Here is a 19,133-nt window from a genome sequence, read left to right as displayed (position 1 = left end):
CCTATAAAATAAAGACGGCAGCCACAGGGCTGCCGCTTTTATGATTTCCTTGCAAACAAACATACCTAAAGGTAGCAAGCCATTCCTAGCAATAATCCCCTAATCAGAACCTTAACTGAATGGTAATATAGAAGGGAGTTAGCTTGTAAACCATTGGAGAAAAAACGGAGGATTTAACATTCCCAGAGTTGTTAATTCCTCTGCTACTCTTCAAACATCACTCTAGCTAGTGAGAAACTCAGGCATTCGTGAGAAAGCGGCTGTACCAATGCCCCGAAGATTTAATGATACGTTCCTGGGTTTGGAAGTCCACATACACCAGCCCGAAACGCGGGTGGTAGCCTTCGGCCCATTCAAAATTGTCAGTAAACGTCCAGACGAAGTAACCCTCTACTTTCATTCCTTCTTGTTTGGCGCGGAGCACCTGCTTAAGGTAGTTATTTAAGTACGCTACCCGTTGGGGATCGTGTACTTGCCCGTTGGTGACAGTGTCTGGGAACGCGGAGCCATTCTCGGTGACAATGATTTTCCGGACGCCGGCATACCCGTTGAATCTTTCCAACATGTGGTACATGGACTCTGGGTACACTTCCCAATCCATGACGGTGCGCTCCACCCCGCGTTTTGAAGCCGGTACCAGTTTGGCTTGCAGAAAAGGCGTAAAAAACGAGAACCTCACCATTTCGCGGGTGTAGTTCTGCAGGCCTATAAAATCGAAGTCAAAAGGAAGAAGGTCCTCATCGCCCGGAGCGAAGTATTTCTCCATCCGTCGCAAATAGGGAATGTCCGCGAAAGGATACCCTAACCCCAAGGCTGGTTCTAAGAATAGCCGATTCAACAAGGCATCTACCCGCTGGGCAGCCTTGTGGTCGCGGGGCAGATCGCGGAAGGGCTCTATGTGAGAACAGGAGAAGGTGGTGCCTACCTCGGCGTGCGGCAAGATTCCTTTCAGGATCCGACCGCCTTCAGCTTGGCATAAGGTGGCATGATGAGTGGCGGCCAAGAAACCGTTGATGCTGCGGCGGCCTGGCGCGTGAATGCCCAAGAAATAACCGGCGCCCACAAAAGCCATCGGCTCGTTCAAGACCATCCACTGGCGAACCCTGTCCCCGTACCTGGAGGCGCAAAGTTGCACGTACTCCGTGAACCAACCCACGATATCCCGATTGGCCCACCCGCCTTTTCTTTCCAGGGCCGCAGGCAAATCCCAGTGGTAGAGGGTCACCCAAGGTTCAATGCCCCGGGCTAGACAATTGTCAATCAGTCGGTCATAATAATCCAAGCCTTTCTGGTTCACGGAGCCAATTCCTTCCGGCAAGATCCTGGGCCAGGAAAAAGAGAACCGGAAATTGGGAATTTGCATGGCCTTCATCAGGTCCAGATCTGCGGGGTACCGGTTGTAGAAATCGCAGGTGTGGTTGGCGTGGTTTCCCCGGAGGATTTTTTTCTTGGTATTGGTGAACTCGTCCCAGATGGAGGGGCCTTTTCCGTCGGCGTCATGGGCGCCCTCTATTTGGTAGGCGGCGGTTGAAACACCCCATGCAAACTCTTTTCCAAATGACTCTCTGCGTAATTCATGTGTGTGCTGCGTTGCCGCTGGTTCGTGCTCCATCATGCCGTTTTGGCTCCTAAACAGCGCTGCCCCTAAGTGAGGAGCAATACTGCCTTCAAACTGTATATCTTAAACAAAGAACGCCCTGAGAGAAGGCATAATGGCTTCGTGCCACTTTTGCCGAAAAGAGCCCTTCTTCGGCTTTTCTGCTTTCATTTGGTAATCGCCCGCCAGAATCCTATCAAGGATCTGCTCGGTTTTATCTGGATAATCCACCGGAATGACGGGCCCTTCATGCAGCCATTCCGCAATCTTGGGCAGGTTCTTCGGTTTCAGGTTCTTCACCACCGGTACCCCCATGCTGGCCAAAGCGGCCGCGTTGCAGTGCTGCTCGTACTGTCTTTTCATGGGCACCACCAACAGTTTCTTGCCAAGGTACAGCGCCTCGGCGGGCGTCTCAAATCCAGCCCCGCAGAGCACCCCGGCGCTGGAAGCCATGCTCTTGATGAATAACTCGTTGTCGATCGGTTTGATCTCTATGTTGCCTTGCCGGATGGGCAGGCGGTTGTGCTTAGAAAAGACTTCCCACCTGACCTCTTGGAATTTGGATAGCTTCTTCAGGAGCAGTTCATCGGCGTACGCCGGAAGGTAGACCGTGTAGTGCCCCTGGTTTGTAGGCTCCAGTTCCCGCACCTGCGCCCGAATGACCGGCGTAAACGTATCGGGCGAGAAGCGCTGGAAGTGGAAGCCATAATACGCGGTGGCCGGGGCATAATACTGCAAGATCAGTTTGCCCAACCGGTCTTCTTTCTTGGGGTGTGGAGCGTTGGGATCAATCACCGCGGCTTGGTGGCTTAATGCTACACAGGGCTTTTTCTTGAACGAGCAGGCCCAGGCGGAGATAGGCTCAAAGTCACTGATGATTAAGTCATAGTCCTCTACCGGAAGTTGGCGCGCTTGGTCATAAAAGGATCGGGTTTCTAATTGGGAAAAGGTCTCCACAAAGTCAACGCCCCCTTTCTTGCCGAAGATGAAACTTAGGCCGTGGAACCGGTACTTCACGTCAAAAGGTAAAATTAGGTCTGCCTGGCACCCGCTTACCAAGATATCCAACTGGCACTTTTTATGTAAGATGGGAACGATTTCCAAGGCCCGGCTCAGGTGACCGTTGCCCGTGCCTTGTATGGCATAGAGTACTTTCATGCACGTTTGAGGTTGAATTCTGACATCAGGTCCAGGAAGAGGGCGTTGCTATCAAGGGAGGCCACCGCAGGTGCTTCGGTAAGTTGATGGAGCTCGGCTACTTCATCTTGATATTTATACAGGTGCCATTGCCCATCATAGTATTCCAGAGAAGTCAGGTTCTCGACCCAATCACCCGAGTTGAGGTAGGTGACTGTGCCCTTAGGAGTAGTAATTTCCTTCATTTCTGGCTGATGGATGTGCCCGCAAGCCACATACTGGAATTGGTTTTCTATGGCTAGATCGGCGCAGACCGTTTCAAAGTCATTGATGAACTTGACGGCACTTTTCACTCGGTTCTTGATGCCTTTTGAAAAGTATACCTTCTCCCGGTGGAGCTTATGGCACATAAAGTTCACCAGGCGGTTGAGGAGAATGAGCAGGTCATAGCCATGGGCGCCCAGCCGGGCTAGCCACTTGGCATGCTGCATGGTCACGTCGAAAACATCCCCATGGAAAATCCATATCCTCTGGTCATCCAGTTCCAAGACAACCTTGTTCTGGATGGAGAAGGAAGACAACCTGAATCCAACGAACTTGCGCAGCATCTCGTCATGGTTGCCCGTGATATAGGTCACCTCCACGCCTTTAGAAATGAGGCCGGTCAGGTGCTTGATCACCTGCATGTGGGCCGTGGGCCAGTAACTTTTGCTGAACTGCCAGATGTCTATGATATCCCCGTTGAGGATGACTTTCTTCGGTTTTATACTCTTGAGGTACGCCAACAATTCCTTGGCATGGCACCCATAGGTGCCCAGGTGCACGTCTGAAATAACCACTACCTCTACTTTCCTTTTTCTGGGGGACTTGACGCGCTTCATAGGCAATTCAATGAATTTTAGTGACGCTTGAACGGCGAGTCAAAGGAATGCATCCGGTGCACCAGGAAAACGATGAGGGTATGCTGGAAAAAGTCTTTCATCTTTCTCATGTCCAATAATGAAACGAGTTGGGATAGAATGCCAGATTCATATTCAATCAATGCTCTGAGGGGCATGTGGGTGAATTCTAAACTTAAAAGTTATAGTACAACCACACTGTAAATGTACCTGCCAAGTATTTCCACATCGTTAACGTTCTATTGCCGTTTTGTGAAATCGTTCCCTAAAGTGGCGTCTCAGGGAAGAGCATCCTGGCTATGACTCTGATCAAAAGGAACCAGAGCTTTGATACTCTTGCAAAATCCCAAAAACAAAAAAACACCACAAGAACAGAAGCATGCTTCTCTTTTTGTGGTGTTAAGGCGTAAGAGCGGTTCCTTTATTTGACAATCAGGCGACGCACTTCTCCTTTTTCTGTCTTCACAAAGTAAAGGCCTTGGGCATAGCCGGAAACATCGAGGGTTTGCACCCCGTTGCCGGCGTAGATCTTGCGCCCGAGTCCGTCTAATACCTCTACATTAGCTTTTTTGCTGAGGTGGACTTTAGAGCCGTTGGTAGGATTTGGATAAAGGACAAATTCCTGTTTAGAACCAGTCTCCGGCTCCAAGGCCGTAAGGGTATTCTGGATTTTGTACACCGACACAGAGCCGCTCAGTTCGTTGGCCACCAGCACGTAGAACCTGCCGTCTGGGCTATCGCCGCGGTCTACAAAGAATACTCCCTCTGGCCCGTGGTCTCCGGCAAAGGTGGTGAGGCTGCGGTTGTTTTGGTAGTCTACAAATTGCGGGTTAGCCGGGTCAGTAATGTTATACACCATCAGGCCGCCTACCCGCTCCAGCGCCACAAAGGCATACGTCTTGCCTTCTATGGAAGCTACCGCTACGCCTTCCGGCTCGGGGCCTTTCGCGCGACTCCGGGTCTTGAAGCCATTGCCCTCGTTATCGGCGTTGAAGAGCGGAGAGATTATAGGGTCTTTTGAGGTAAACAGCTCAAAAGCGTCGCCGCTGTCATACACCAATGCTTTTGTGCCGGCATTCCAGATAGAGAAGGAGCGGGAGCCCAGCATGTAAAGCTCATCAAAGTCTCCGTCACCGTCGGTATCGCCCTGCAGGTTTGAGATGCGCAGTCGGCCTAGGTTATGGCTTTCCTTTAGCACGGCTGCGTTGGGGAAAGCAGTGGGGTCCAGGTTAGCGGCCCCCACGGTCGTGCGCTCGTTCAAGCCGGCGTACTCTTTCTCGTCTCCCTCATTGGCAGTGACCAGGTAGGTGGTATTGCCCACGGTGTAGTTCGCTACGGCGTCAGGGATGTAAAAAGACTTGATCGGCCAGTTAGCCAGCAGCACTTGGTTGTTGTTGTCAGACGCATCGAACCCGTTCCCCATCACCCCCATGTTTTTGGTACCCAGGGGCCAGACCGCGGAAATGGTGTTGTTCTCCAGGTTCACTTCGGCAATAGCGTTGTTTTCCTGAAGAGTGACCCATGCTTTGCGTGAGTCAGAGGAAATGGTCACATACTCGGGCTCAAAATCCTGAGATAAGGTGCTGGAGGTTTTCGTCTTGCGCACGCCGGAGGCCAGTAGTTGAGCCTCCTGGCTGTTGAAAGCGTCAAAAAGCAGGGTTGTCACCTTGGATTGTTCTACCTTCGATAAGCCGCCCGAGATATCAATGATGCTGATGGAACCCTCGGGATCCACCGTATACGCGTCGTTGGGCTGGCCTTCATTCGCCGTCAAGATCTTGGAGCCGTCAGGGGAGAAGGTGATCATATCGGGCAGCGCCCCCACCGTTACCTGTTTGCTGAAGTTTCCATCGGTGTCAAATAAAACCACGGAGCCGTTGAGTTGCTCGTTGGCGTTGGGGGAAGCCACGGCCACTACTCCATTTTTCACCGCTACGCTGGTGATGCCTCCATACGGATTCATATCGATGGACTTTATCAGGCGAATATTGGCGGGATTTGAGAAATCAGCGATATCCAGGCGGCCTTGCACCGCACTAGTCATGAACAATCGCTGTGAGGCCCGGTCATGCACTACGATCTCGGTGGTACTACCCTCGGCGGTATTGGGGGTAAAGCTTGCCACGTGACCCAACTGGATCTCCCGGCTAGGCTGCGGCGCCTGACGGTCATTGTCTTTGATGTACAGGGTAATGAATGGGTTCCCGGAGATGCTGACACCGCTGGGGCTTTCCAGACTCAGAACTACATACTCGTCCTGCTCGGCTAGTGCGTCATCCGTCACGGGGATGGTGATGGTCTGGGTGGCGGTACTGTTGCCGGTAAAGGTAATGGTCTGGGTGGTATAGGTGAAGTCAGCCGCGGAAGCCGTGCTGAACGGGTCCGCTTTTACCACCACTTGCACGGTGGCATCCGAAGGATTCACCAAGGTCAGCTCTACACTTAGAGGTCCTCCGTTCTCCGGGACCGTCATAAACCGTTCTTTCCAGGCAATACTGGTGGAATAAGTGAAATTGAAGGTGTAAGCACTGAGCATCGGTTTCTGCTCCAAATCCTTCACTCCGTTTACCATTAAGGAGTAAGGAGCGCCAGAGGTAAACGGCGTAGTAAACGTCAAGGTAACCTTCTTTTTGTCTTCACTCAGGATGGCCTGCTGCAGCCCTGCAATACCCGTGTAATTGGCGAGGTTGGTAGCAGATGCTTGCTCCAGCTCCCGGTTAAAAGTAAGTTGTAGGGAGATGTTGCTGATGGTAGTAGCCCCTGACACAGCGGGTGGACCAGGAAAAGCCCAGTTAGGCCATGCTTGAGCGGCGGTTCCTGAACCTATCCCCACCCAGTTGATTGGATTAAGCACTGCCTGGCGTATCTGCGCCGCAGTGCCCGTCTGAGGACCGTTGTAATAGGCATTAACCGTGTTCCCCTCTACGTTTCCCGGGGCGGTGCTCAGGTTGATGGAGGTGGTGCCGTCGGTTAGTGCGGCAGGCCGTAAAGAATTGCTGCCGCTGCAGCTTGTATTAGCGGTAGCCCAGTTGTTGGAACTGAGGGCGGTGATGTAGCTGGGGGCTTCCGCGGTGCCAGTGTAAATCAAGACCTGGTCTCCGCTGGAACTCAGTCCGAAGCCGGAGCCAGCCAATGTTCCTAGGCTAGCGCTGGGCACATCGTTCTGGATCTTGATGATGGTGCCGGCTGCCACACCCGCCGCGGGAGCCGTCCAGGTAAGTCCTCCTGGGCACTGCGCTTGGGCATTGGAGGTAAACTTGGCATCCGTCAGCTGAAAGATGGTGCCCGGAAGGATGTTCACCAGGGGCAGGAGGGCGATCTCATCTCCGACATCGGTGGCGTTCATGCGGTATCCTACAACCACAATGTCGCCTGCCTGGAACTGGGTCTGCGCCGAGGCTATCTGGATCAGCAGCGCTAACAGCGCCATGATAATCAGTAATTTTCTTCCCATAGGTATGTGGTAAAGGTGAAAAGGTTAGATGCAACCAAGGTACCCTGTGCATATTATGGGAATGTTGCCTATTGATTATCAATAGGTAAAATAGGAGCAGGCTCGTTACTGCTGTATGAAGAAGCAGTTCCTAGAGAAGGAAAGGGCCGTTCTGCGGACGTTCTACCGCTATTCAGGCAAGAGAACCTGTCAGGCGTTTTATGGCCTTTTTTGGAAAATTGTGTGCAAACAAAAAAGCCACTTACAAGTTTTATCTCGTAAGTGGCTGATTTAGAAGCTCCCCCTCTTGGGCTCGAACCAAGGACCCCATGATTAACAGTCATGTGCTCTAACCGACTGAGCTAAGGAGGAGTTTATCACCTTTTGGCCGTGTGACCTTGAATGATGATGCAAAAGTAGGGGCTATTCTGATTGTGCGCAAGTGTTCGCCTAGAAAAATTTTACCTTTTATGATAAGTGGCTGAAAATGAAATCAGAAAAATTTTGTTTTGAGGCTACTTATTTGAAAACAGCCCCAAAACAAACGCCTAGCCGTGAATTGCTTTCTAGTCCGATCGTCTAAATCGCTTCAAACTGTCGCAGGAAACGGGCGTCGTTCTCGGTGAACAGGCGCAGGTCCTTGATCTGGTACTTGAGCATGGTAATCCGCTCAATGCCCATCCCGAAGGCAAAGCCGGAGAACTCTTTGGAATCTATGCCGCAGTTTTCCAGTACCTGCGGGTCTACCATGCCCGAGCCGCCAATCTCCACCCAGCCGCTGTGCTTGCAGATGTTGCAGCCTTCGCCTTTGCAAATCAGACACGTGATGTCAATCTCAGCGCTGGGCTCCGTGAACGGGAAGAACGACGGACGGAACCGGATCTGGGTGTCTGGCCCGAACAACTCCTGCACGAAGTAGTAGAGAGTATCTTTCAAGTCTTTGAAGCTGACGCCACGGTCCACGAACAAGCCTTCTACCTGGTGGAACACGCAATGCGCACGCGCCGAGATAGCCTCGTTCCGGAATACGCGGCCCGGGGACAGCGTGCGGATGGGTGGTTTCTGGTGCTCCATCACGCGTACCTGTACGCTGCTGGTATGCGTGCGCAACAACATATCCGGGTTTTTGCTCAGGAAGAACGTGTCCTGCATGTCGCGGGCGGGGTGGTTCTCGGGGAAGTTCAACGCTGAGAAGTTGTGCCAGTCATCCTCCATCTCGGGGCCTTCAGATACGTTGAACCCGATGCGCTCGAAAATACGGATGATCTGCTCCCGCACGCGGGCCAGCGGATGCCGGGTACCCAAGGCATTAGGCACCGGCGGCAAGGTAAAATCAAGGCCCGCCAGCGCATCTGGCGTGGCGTTCTGCTCCAGCGCTTCCTGCACGGTATCCATTTTCTGCTGGGCCAACTGCTTGAGCTGGTTCAACTCCTGTCCCACCTGTTTGCGCTGCTCAGGGGCAACGGATTTCATCTCGTCAAACAGGGCGGCAATCTGGCCTTTGCGGCTCACATAGGTGTTCCGGAAAGTCTCCAGTTGCTCTTTGTTCTCTATCGCATAGGCCTCTACCTCTTGGGTCAGCCGTTTTATGTTCTCCAATAGCATAGCGCAAAGATAAAGAAGTAATGGGGATTGCGTAAGGTTTTGTCAGGAACAGTAGGTCCAATCCTCGTAGGTGAATACGATTCAAGCTTGTTTCAGTAAAAACAGCTTTAAAACAAGAGAGGTCTTATAGTTGTCCTTTTTGCCAAATCAACGCTGAGACGTTCGCTTTTGCCACTCTCGCCTCTCGGCAGTTGCAAACTGCCGGTCATTGTGGGTCCAAGTCACAGACTTGAACCATGGAGAGATAACCCACCCCTGCCCCTCCGAGGAGGGGAATCAGAACATCCACAGGGTCTTCTTCTTGGCTAAGGAGGGGAAAGTCCGCTGTGCTGCAAAGGCTTTAACCAAACGCACCAATTCCAGCCTTTCGGTTGAGCGCCTTGTCAGATTCCGGTGCCGAGAGGCATTGTGACCGCAAGGGAGCAAAGGAAGCTGGCGCAGCGCGATGCCGGAAGGCGGGGCCTCGCGGCCGTGAGCGCACGGAGCCCAGCCATGAAACAATAAAGCTTATGAACCCACGCAAACAGCGGTACTACGCCAGCATTAACGGACTACGCGCACAGGAAACTTATAAGAACCACAGCGGCCCTCCACTAGCCCATACAAACTACAACTCCCAAAAGAATCGGTAAACAACAAATTATCTTCATTCACCTACGCCCACCCGCCATTCACCTACTTTCCGCTGGGCTTAGCCTAATTCCCGTTGTGGCGCGCACCGGTTCTGCCTAGTTTTGGAACATAAATCAGCAAGGTTATGGAAAATCCGAACATAAAACGAGTAGGCGATTACCGGCAGTGGGACCGTCCTGCAAACAAAGGAGGCCGGGTGGCCGCCGGGTTACTCATCATAGGGGTGGGCGCTATATTGCTGGCCAATCAGATGCACGCCATCTTCTTGCCGGGCTGGGTTTTCTCCTGGAAAATGCTTCTGATCGTGATTGGCCTGGTAAGCGGCTTCCGGCATTCGTTCCGCAACCCCGGGTTTATCGTGCCCATCATCATCGGGGGCGTGTTTCTGCTGGAAGATTTGGTGCCTGGTATTCGGCTCAGGAATTATTTATGGCCGATTATTATCATGGTGGCCGGCTTGTGGCTTATCTTCAAACCCCGGCACACCTGCGAGAAACACATGAAGAAAGTAAGGCGGTTCGGGCCACAGGGACCTAACTTCAACCGGGCTGCTTCTACAAATGAGAGCTTCCCCGGAAACGAGAGTTTTTCCAAAGAAGACTTCCTTACGGGGACCGCGGTTTTTGGCGGCATCACCAAGAACGTGATCACAAAGGACTTCAAAGGCGGCGACATTCTCACCTTCTGCGGCGGGGCCAAATACAACCTCACCCACGCCGACGTGCAGGGCGAAGTGATCCTGAACATCACCGAGTTCTTCGGGGGCGTCAGCCTGATCATCCCGCCGCACTGGCGGGTACGCTCTGAGGTGGTTACCATCTTTGGGGGGATAGACGACAAAAGAGGCTTCGTAGAGGCCGCCCTGGAATCTGACAAGGTGCTGGTGCTGAAGGGAACGGTGCTCTGCGGGGGCATAGAGATCAAGAGTTACTAACCACAGGTCGCTTATGCTATCGGTAGCGCCTGCTTACGTGCCAAACCACTGCTGCACCATGTCATCACTTAAGGTTATTTTGCTGTATCTGGGTTGGGCTTTGCTGTGGGCCGCGGTGCAAAGCGCGGTGATTTACCAGGCAGGTTTTCCGGTAGACCTGGCCTGGAAAGACGCCTCCTTAAGCAGTGGTCTGGTAGTGGGCAGCGGCTATGTGATGTCGTTGGCATTGCGCTTCTATCGCCCCGGCGGACGGCAGGTGGTGTACTTGATGGGCTGGAGTTTGGGCGTGGCCATGATCAGTTTGGTGCTTTGGGATACCGGATTGGAGCATTTGTTGGGCGCGGAGACAGAATACCTGGCCTTTGTTGACAAGACTTTCTTTGTGCGGCTGGCCTTCGCCTGGTTGATGATCCTGTTCATTGTGCTGCAGAACTGGCTGTGGTTTTATGCCCGTGAGAAGCAAGAAGCCGAGGAACGCAAAACCGCCACCGAGAAACTGGCCCGCGAAGCCGAGTTGTTCAACCTGCGGCAGCAACTGCAACCGCACTTCCTGTTCAACAGCCTTAACTCCATCAGCGCACTGGTGAAAACCCAACCCGACCAGGCCAAGAAAATGGTGCAGCAGCTGTCAGATTTCCTGAGAGGCACGCTTCGCAAAGATGACCAAACCATGGTGCCCCTCGCGGATGAGCTGCAGCACCTGCAGATTTACCTGGAGATTGAGAAAGTGCGGTTCGGGCACCGGCTGCAGACCCAGGTAGATTACCAGGAAGAAAGCCTGCAAGGGACCTTGCCCTACCTGCTGCTGCAACCCATTGTGGAAAACGCCATCAAGTTTGGCCTGTATGATACCATTGACGATATTCTCATCCAGATTACCGCCACCCTGCAGGATTCTATGCTGGTCATCAGCACCCTGAATCCTTTTGACTCCGCGCTGCTGCAGCACAAGCAGGGCACCGGTTTCGGGCTGGACTCGGTACGCAGGCGCCTGTACCTGTTGTACGCCCGCACCGATCTGCTCACCACCCACCAACAAGACAACGTTTTCATCACCACCGTTAAAATACCTCAGAAAATATGATCAAGTGTCTGGTAATTGATGATGAACCCCTGGCGCGGAGCATTGTCTGCGAGTACCTGCAGAAGTACCCAGATATGGAGATGGTGCAGGAGTGCAACAACGGTTTTGAGGGTGTGAAAGCCATTATGCAGCACCAACCCGAGCTGGTGTTCCTGGATATCCAGATGCCCAAGATCAACGGTTTTGAGATGCTGGAGTTGGTGGAGGCCGTGCCGGGCGTGATTTTCACCACCGCCTTTGACGAGTACGCCATCAAGGCCTTTGAGACCAACGCCGTGGATTACCTGCTCAAGCCTTTCACCCAGGAGCGTTTTGATGCCGCTTTAAAGAAATGGCGCCAAAAACAGCAGCAGCCGGCATCAGAGACCACGGTGAAAGTGCTGGAGGAAGTGCCGGCCAAACAGCCTGAGGAGCAGGTACGCATTGTGGTGAAGGTGAACAACGACATCCGGATCATTCCGGTGCAGGACATCCATTACCTGGAGGCCTATGATGATTACGTGAAGATCCATACCGCCTACGGCTGTTTCCTGAAGAAGAAAACCATGGGCTATTATGAGAAAACCCTGGAGAACCGTCAGTTTGTGCGGGTGCACCGGTCTTACATGATGGCCCTGGACCAGCTCACCCGCATTGAGCCCCTGGAAAAGGAAACCCACGTGGCCCTGCTTCGCAACGGCACCCGCCTGCCCCTGAGCAAGACCGGGTACGCCCGCTTGAAAGCCGTGCTGGGTATTTAGCGCCTGAAAACGTAAAAAGAGCCCCAAAATAATTTTCTAAGAATAAGCATAAACCCCGGCCTGAAGCTGGAGGAAGGGAATCGTTTTTGGGTTGTTATGACCAAAATAGGCCTGAAATGGCGCTAGCCCAAAGAATGAAGTCTCCTATATGGTACTCGTTTCTGGGGTGTTTTTGAAAGAATCAGCCTTAAACGACAGGCCTGTAATAGCAGCTTTCTGCCTGCCCTTTGAGCTCGCTTCGGAAAGTTATATATGCAGAGAATCAAAGATTTAGAAAGCTGAAAACATTTGTAATGGAAACTTTGGGAACAAGAAAAGTTTCCATAGGTTTACCCCCGATCAACGGAAACGAATGGAAATCAGAGACAGGATACTGCAGGAGGCACTGGCCCTTTTCTTTCAGAAAGGGATTAAGTCAGTTTCAATGGATGATGTGGCCGCGCGTTTGGGGGTGTCTAAAAAGACCATCTACAAATGGTTCGCGAACAAAGACGAGGTGGTGTTTGAGGGCATGCAGCAGTACATCAAGGGCATGGAAGGAACCTGCAGCCAGGCGCTGGCCTCCACTAACAATGCCTTGGAGGCCATGTTCCAGATTGTGGAGATGGTGCGCGGGCTAATGCGGCAGATGCACCCCAGCATTTTCTATGACCTTCAGAAATACCACCCTACCTCCTGGGGGCTGTGGCAGGAGCACAAAAACGATTTCTTTTTAAAGCAGACCAAAGAGCACATCCAGCGCGGCATCAAAGAGAAGCTGTTCAGGGAAGACATTGACGTGGAGATTCTGGCCAGGCTGCGCCTGGCCGAGGTGGAGTTGGGCTTTGATTCAGAGACGTATCCGGCCACCCGGTTTGACTTGCAGAAAGTGCAAATAGCGCTGCTGGAGCATTTCATGCTGGGGTTGGCCACCCTTAAGGGGCATAGATTGATCAATCAGCATAAACAGATCACCGAAGAAGACTAAATTATGAAAAAGCGCCTCTCCGTTAGTTGGCTTTTGTTAGCCTGGCTCCTCACAGTACTGGATCCTTTGCCGTCCTGGGCACAGGAGCAGGCGTTCTCGCTGTCCCAGGCCATCCAGTTCGCCCTCCAGAACCGCCCTTCGCTGAAGACGTTGCGCAACCAGGAACAGATAGACAAAGCCAAAGTGGGCGAAGTGCGCGCCATCGGGTTGCCGCAGGTGAACGCCGGGGTAGACATCAGCAACAACTTCATCCAGCAGAAGGCTATTGTAGATTTCAGCGCCTTCGGGGGCGGCGGGCAGCTCAATAACTTCACTATTACCCAGCAGGAGCTCAGCTCGGGGCAGGACATTGTGCTCACGCCCACCTACACCGTGCCCGAGGGCATGTCCGGGCCGCAGGCCATCACGTTTGTGCAGCCCTGGACCGGAGCGGCGGCGCTCTCGGCCTCCCAGTTGCTCTTTGACGGTTCCTACCTCATCGGGTTGCGGGCAGCCTCTACCTACACCCAGCTCTCGAAGAAGAGCACCCAGCAGGGCGAGATAGAAACCGCCGAGCAGGTGAGCAAAGCCTATTACAGTGTGCTGGTGGCCGCCGAGCAGATCAAATTGCTGGACCAGAACCTCACCCGCCTGGACACGCTCTTGCGCCAGACCTCTATCATGAACCGCAACGGGTTTGTGGAGAAGCTGGACGTGGACCGCCTTAGGGTAAGCTACAACAACCTCAAGATAGACCGCGACAGAGCCCAGCGGCTGCTGACCCTGGGAGAGCAACTGCTCAAGTTCCAGATGGGGTACCCGCAGGCCCAGCCCATCCTGCTCACCGATCAACTGAATGAGAGCAGCCTGGCCACCGGCAAACCTAAAGTCAACTATGGGACCTTTGCCTACGCCAACCGCATTGAATACTCCATCCTGGAAACCCAGCGCGACCTGGCCCTCTTGCAGCAGCGCAACATCAAATCGGGCTACTTGCCCCGGTTGCTGCTCAACGCCAACTACGGCTACAACGGCGTGGGAAAATCGGCTTCCAGTTTGCTGGATGTGCGCGCTGGGGCCAACAACACCACTACCCGCAACTGGTTTGACTTCGGGGTGGTGGGCCTGAGCCTGCAGGTGCCCATCTTTGACGGCTTGCGCAAGAGCTACCAGGTGCAGCAATCCAGAATCCAGCTGGAGAACGTGAAACTGGGCTTTGAGCAGCTGCAACAGGCCATTGATTTAGAGTTGCGTCAGTCTGATGTCACGGTAGAGAACACCATGAGCGTGCTGCGGGCGCAGCGGCAGAACCTGGAGCTGGCCGAGGAGATTGCCCGCGTGTCGCGCATCAAGTACCAGGAAGGCGTGGGCTCCAACCTGGAGGTGATCACCGCAGAGACTGATCTGCGCGCCGCCCAGACCAGCTACTACAGTGCCCTCTATGACGCCCTCATTGCCCAGATAGACGCTGACCGGGCCACCGGTGCCTTGCTCCTGAAATAAACCCAACCCATGAACCTTTCATTTTTATCTTCTATGAAAATCTACCTCATTGCCGGCTTTATTTCCATGGCCCTGTTCGCCTCTGGCTGCGGCCAGAAAGAGCAAGACAAAGCCACCCAATTAGCCGAACTCAAGAAAGAGCAGGCCGACTTAACCAGCCAGATCACGCAACTGGAAACCGAGCTGCAGAAAGAAGGCAAGGGCAGCGGGCCCAAAGTGGCCGCCGTGCCGGTGTCGGTGCTGACCGTGCAGCCCGAGACTTTTCGCCATTACCTGGAGGTGCAGGGCCGTGTGGACTTTGACCAGAACGTGATGGTGAGTCCCAAAGTGCCAGGCGTGCTGACCAGTCTGCGCGTGGACCCCGGCAACCGCGTGAGCCGCGGCCAAACCCTGGCCACCATAGACGCCGGTCCGCTGGATCAGCAGATTGCTGCCCTTCGGCCTAATCTGGATTTGGCCCGCACGGTGTACCAGAAGCAGAAAAACCTCTGGGATCAGAAAATCGGCACCGAGATCCAGTTTCTCACCGCCAAGAACAACGTGGAGAGCCTGGAGCGCCAACTAGCCGCCATGCAGGCCGCCCGGGCCCAGTACATCGTGAAAGCGCCTATCTCTGGTGAGGTGGACCAGGTGGTTCCTAAATCTGGGGAGTCAGTGGCGCCCGGCATGGGCATCATCCGGCTGGTGAACGCCAGCAGCGGCAAGATCGTGGCGGAAGTCTCTGAGGCCTACGCGGCCAAGATCAAGCGGGGCGATGACGCCCTGGTGCTCTTCCCCGATCTGAACCAGGAAATCATGTCCACGGTGCGGGTGGTGGGCAGCAACATCAACCCGACTAACCGCTCGTTTACGGTGGAATTGGGGGTGAAGCCCTCTGAACAGGGAAAAGTGAACCTGCGCCCCAACATGGTGGCGGTGGTACGCATCCAGGATTACGCCAAGGAGAACACCCTCACGCTGCCGCTGGACATTGTGCAGAAAGACGAGCAGGGCAACTTTGTGTACGTGGTGGAGCAGAAAGGCAACCAGCGGGTAGCCGTGAAGCGGAACATCTCCACGGGTACTTCTTACGGCGGCAAAGTGGAAGTGCTCACGGGCCTCAACCCCAATGACCAGGTGATCAGTGCCGGAGCCCAGAACCTCAATGAGGGGCAGCCGGTGAGTTTCTAAGGCGTTTTTCCAAAAAGAAGCCCTAAACGCGTCAGCGTGGCCGGGGTTTCCTAAACACCAACTACATGGAACAGTCTCATAACATCAAGGAATTCAAGCCCACCAGTTGGGCCGTTGATAACCGCACCAGTATCTACATCATTGCGTTCCTCATCTCCATTGCGGGCATTCTCACCTACAACCGCCTGCAGAAAGAGAACTTCCCGGACATCGTGATCCCCACCATGATCGTGACCACGTTGTATCCCGGCACCTCGCCCTCAGACATGGAGAATCTGGTCACACGGCCCATTGAAAAGGAAATCAAATCCTTGAACGGAGTCAAAAAGGTCACCTCTACCTCCATGCAGGACTTTGCCATGATCAACGTGGAGTTCAACACCGATGTAGACGTAGAGGTGGGCAAGCAGCGGGTGAAAGACGCCGTGGACAAAGCCAAAACCGATTTGCCTACTGATCTTCCCCAAGCCCCCAACGTGCAGGAGATCAGCTTCTCCGAGATGCCCATCATGTACGTGAACCTTTCGGGGAATTTCAGCGCCGAGAAACTGAAACAGTTCGCCGAGGATCTGCAGGACCGCATTGAGACCCTGCCCGAGATCACCCGCGTGGACATTGTGGGCGCCCTGGAGCAGGAAGTGCAGGTGAACATGGACATGTACAAAATGCAGGTGGCCGGGGTGACTTTTGGCGATGTGGAGCGCGCCATCTTCACCGAGAACATGACCATCTCAGGCGGCACCGTGCGCGTGGGCGACATGAAGCGGGCCGTGCGCGTGGTGGGCCAGTACACAGACCCAGCCATCATCGGGGATATTGTGGTGAAGTCCTTGAACGGCGGCAACATCTACCTGCGGGACATCGCGCAGGTCACCGATACCTTTGAGGAGCGCGAGAGTTTTGCCCGCCTGGACAACGACCCCGTGATTACGCTCAACATTGTAAAGCGCAGCGGCGAGAACCTCATTGAAGCCTCAGACAAGATCAACGCCATCATCAAAGAGGCGCACGGCACCACGTTGCCCCAGAACCTAAAGATCACTGTCACCGGTGACCAGAGCAACAAGACCCGCCACACCCTCAATGACCTCATCAACACCATCATCATTGGGTTTATCCTGGTGACTTTGATCCTGATGTTCTTCATGGGTACCACCAATGCGCTGTTCGTGGGGCTGTCCGTGCCTATTTCCATGTTCATCGCCTTCCTGATCATGCCCATGATTGGGTTCTCTTTGAACATGATTGTGCTCTTCTCGTTTCTGCTGGCGCTGGGGATTGTGGTAGACGATGCCATTGTGGTCATTGAAAACACGCACCGCATCTTCCATGAGACCAACTGGAACATCGCCAAATCGGCGAAGTTGGCAGCCGGCGAGGTGTTTTTGCCGGTGCTGGCCGGTACGCTCACCACGGTGGCGCCGTTCCTGCCGCTGGCTTTCTGGCCCGGCATTGTAGGCGAGTTCATGTTCTACCTGCCCATCACGCTGATCTTGACCCTCATGGCTTCGCTGCTGGTGGCCTTTATCTTCAACCCGGTTTTTGCGGTGTCTTTCATGAACCGCAACCAGGATCCAGCGAAACAAAGAAAATCCTTCAGGCTGTCTATGCTCATCATGGCCGGGGTGGCGCTGTTGAGTTATGCGGCCGGTTGGGTAGGGATTGGCAACCTGGTGGTGGTGCTCATGGTGTTTGTGGCCCTGAACAAGTATGTCTTCACCGGCTGGATCAACTCGTTCCAGGGCCGCGTGCTGCCCGCCTTCATGCGGCGCTATGAGGGGTTGTTGCGCTGGATGCTGGTAGGCGGACGGCCTTACAAAGTGGTAGGTTTTGTGGTGGGGCTGCTGGTGCTCTCCTTTGTGGTGACCGGCCTCAGGGCTCCCAAAGTAGTATTCTTCCCGCAGGGCGATCCTAACTTCATCTACACCTACATCCGGATGCCGGTGGGTACCGACCAAACGGTGACAGATTCCATTACCAAGGTGGTGGAGTCCAGGGTGTTTAAAGTGGTGGGTCAGAAAAACCCCAACGTGGAATCTGTGATTTCCAACGTGGCGGTGGGCGCCGGCGACCCCATGTCAGGAGGCCAGCAGGCCGAGTCTAACCGCGGGCGGGTGACGGTAGCTTTTGTGGAGTACCAGTACCGTGAGCCGGGCGTAAAGACCTCTAAGTACCTGGACGATATCCGGGAGGCGGTGAAAGGCATTCCCGGGGCCGAGATCACCGTGGAGCAGGAGCAGAACGGTCCGCCAGTGGGCAAGCCCATTCTGGTGGAGGTGGCCGGCGAAGATTTTGCCGGGCTCATCAAGGTCTCCAAAGACGTGCAGCGCTACCTTGACTCACTGCAGATTGCCGGCGTGGAAGACCTGCGCACCGATTTAGAGGACAAGAACCCCGAGATCACCGTGGAGATTGACCGCGTGCGGGCCAACCGCGAGGGCCTGAGCACCGCGCAGATAGGCTCCGAGCTCCGGACGGCCATCTTCGGGAAGGAGGCATCCAAGTTCAAGAAGGATGAGGACGAGTACCCCATCCAGATCAGGCTGGCCGAGCAGTACCGCAAGAACATTGACCAGCTCATGGGCATGATACTCACGTTCAGAGATGCCTCGGGCATGGTGCGCCAGGTACCGGTATCGGCGGTCGCCACCATCAGATACTCTACCACGTACGGCGGCATCAAGCGCAAGAACCTGAAGCGGGTGATCTCGCTTTCCTCCAACGTGCTGGGCGGTTACAACCCCAATGAGGTGGTAGGCAACATCAAGACAGCCCTGGACCAGTTTCCTACACCCGAGGGGTATGAGATACGCATGGGCGGCGAGCAGGAAGACCAGAAAGAGACCATGGATTTCCTTTCCCTGGCGGGTCTGGCCTCCATGTGCCTCATCTTCCTGGTGCTGGTGACACAGTTCAACTCGGTTTCCAAATCCCTCATTATTTTATCAGAAGTTATCTTCTCGGTCATAGGGGTATTGCTGGGTTTCTCTGTCTTTAATATGGATATGTCAATAGTGATGACCGGGATTGGGATTATTGCCCTGGCCGGGATTGTGGTGAAGAACGGGATTCTGCTGGTTGAATTTACCGATGTGTTGATGGGAGAGGGAATGGAGCTGAAGGAAGCCATTGTGTTGGCCGGTAAAACGCGTCTGAGTCCGGTGGTATTGACCGCCACTGCCACCATTCTAGGATTGATTCCCCTGGCCATTGGTCTCAACTTCAATTTCTTCACGCTCTTTACCGAGTTAGAGCCGCACTTTTTCCTGGGCGGCGAGAACGTGACCTTCTGGGGACCCCTGGCCTGGACTATTATTTTTGGTTTAAGCTTTGCTACGTTCCTTACCCTGTTGGTAGTGCCTATGATGTACCTGATCAATGAGAAAATCAAGAGGAAGGTACTGCCCAAACGCCGTGAGGAAAAAGCGGTGCTGGTAGGCTGATTTGTTTGA

General features: G+C 54.0%; 12 protein-coding genes and 1 tRNA gene. 7 read left to right on the top strand and 6 right to left on the bottom strand.

What is annotated here, in order from left to right; all coding sequences use genetic code 11:
* Positions 1–238: 238 nt before the first annotated feature.
* From FOA19_RS04470 to pheS, 6 genes are all read right to left on the bottom strand, one after another.
* On the bottom strand, positions 239–1,615 hold the full coding sequence (locus FOA19_RS04470) for a GH1 family beta-glucosidase (RefSeq protein WP_223808733.1): 1,377 nt from the start codon (positions 1,613–1,615) through the stop codon (positions 239–241).
* A gap of 66 nt (positions 1,616–1,681) precedes the next feature.
* Positions 1,682–2,755: a glycosyltransferase family protein gene (locus tag FOA19_RS04465; RefSeq protein ID WP_149089569.1), complete on the bottom strand. Its 1,074-nt coding sequence runs from the start codon at positions 2,753–2,755 to the stop codon at positions 1,682–1,684.
* The gene (locus tag FOA19_RS04460; protein WP_149089568.1) at positions 2,752–3,615 is read right to left on the bottom strand and encodes a UDP-2,3-diacylglucosamine diphosphatase; all 864 of its coding nucleotides are present in this window, start codon (positions 3,613–3,615) and stop codon (positions 2,752–2,754) included. The genes FOA19_RS04465 and FOA19_RS04460 overlap by 4 nt, the downstream gene beginning before the upstream one ends.
* 439 nt (positions 3,616–4,054) lie before the next feature.
* Positions 4,055–7,087 carry a choice-of-anchor I family protein gene (locus FOA19_RS04455; RefSeq protein ID WP_149089567.1) on the bottom strand — a complete coding sequence of 1,011 codons (3,033 nt, stop codon included), beginning with the start codon at positions 7,085–7,087 and terminating at the stop codon, positions 4,055–4,057.
* Between the two features lie 277 nt (positions 7,088–7,364).
* Positions 7,365–7,438, bottom strand: a tRNA-Asn gene (locus FOA19_RS04450).
* Positions 7,439–7,645: 207 nt separating this feature from the next.
* Positions 7,646–8,671, bottom strand: coding sequence for a phenylalanine--tRNA ligase subunit alpha (pheS, locus tag FOA19_RS04445; RefSeq protein ID WP_149089566.1), 1,026 nt, complete (start codon positions 8,669–8,671; stop codon positions 7,646–7,648).
* 757 nt (positions 8,672–9,428) lie between these two features.
* Here pheS and FOA19_RS04440 point away from each other — a divergent pair.
* From FOA19_RS04440 to FOA19_RS04410, 7 genes are all read left to right on the top strand, one after another.
* The gene (locus FOA19_RS04440) at positions 9,429–10,238 is read left to right on the top strand and encodes a LiaF transmembrane domain-containing protein (protein ID WP_149089565.1); all 810 of its coding nucleotides are present in this window, start codon (positions 9,429–9,431) and stop codon (positions 10,236–10,238) included.
* Positions 10,239–10,296: 58 nt separating this feature from the next.
* Complete coding sequence (locus FOA19_RS04435) at positions 10,297–11,322, top strand: sensor histidine kinase (RefSeq protein WP_149089564.1); 1,026 nt, start codon at positions 10,297–10,299, stop codon at positions 11,320–11,322.
* On the top strand, positions 11,319–12,062 hold the full coding sequence (locus FOA19_RS04430) for a LytR/AlgR family response regulator transcription factor (protein ID WP_149089563.1): 744 nt from the start codon (positions 11,319–11,321) through the stop codon (positions 12,060–12,062). The genes FOA19_RS04435 and FOA19_RS04430 overlap by 4 nt, the downstream gene beginning before the upstream one ends.
* 352 nt (positions 12,063–12,414) lie before the next feature.
* The gene (locus FOA19_RS04425; RefSeq protein WP_149089562.1) at positions 12,415–13,029 is read left to right on the top strand and encodes a TetR/AcrR family transcriptional regulator; all 615 of its coding nucleotides are present in this window, start codon (positions 12,415–12,417) and stop codon (positions 13,027–13,029) included.
* Positions 13,030–13,032: 3 nt separating this feature from the next.
* Positions 13,033–14,511: a TolC family protein gene (locus tag FOA19_RS04420; RefSeq protein WP_149089561.1), complete on the top strand. Its 1,479-nt coding sequence runs from the start codon at positions 13,033–13,035 to the stop codon at positions 14,509–14,511.
* Between the two features lie 9 nt (positions 14,512–14,520).
* Entirely contained in the window at positions 14,521–15,681 is a 1,161-nt protein-coding gene (locus FOA19_RS04415; RefSeq protein ID WP_223808732.1) for an efflux RND transporter periplasmic adaptor subunit, read from the top strand.
* A 65-nt stretch (positions 15,682–15,746) separates the two neighbouring features.
* Positions 15,747–19,124, top strand: coding sequence for an efflux RND transporter permease subunit (locus tag FOA19_RS04410; RefSeq protein WP_190300281.1), 3,378 nt, complete (start codon positions 15,747–15,749; stop codon positions 19,122–19,124).
* Positions 19,125–19,133: the final 9 nt, after the last annotated feature.

This window comes from Rufibacter hautae, from assembly GCF_008271695.1.
GTDB classification, from domain to species: Bacteria; Bacteroidota; Bacteroidia; order Cytophagales; family Hymenobacteraceae; genus Nibribacter; species Nibribacter hautae.
Note: the sequence above shows the minus strand (reverse complement) of the source record. Positions and strands in the feature narration are given on the sequence as shown.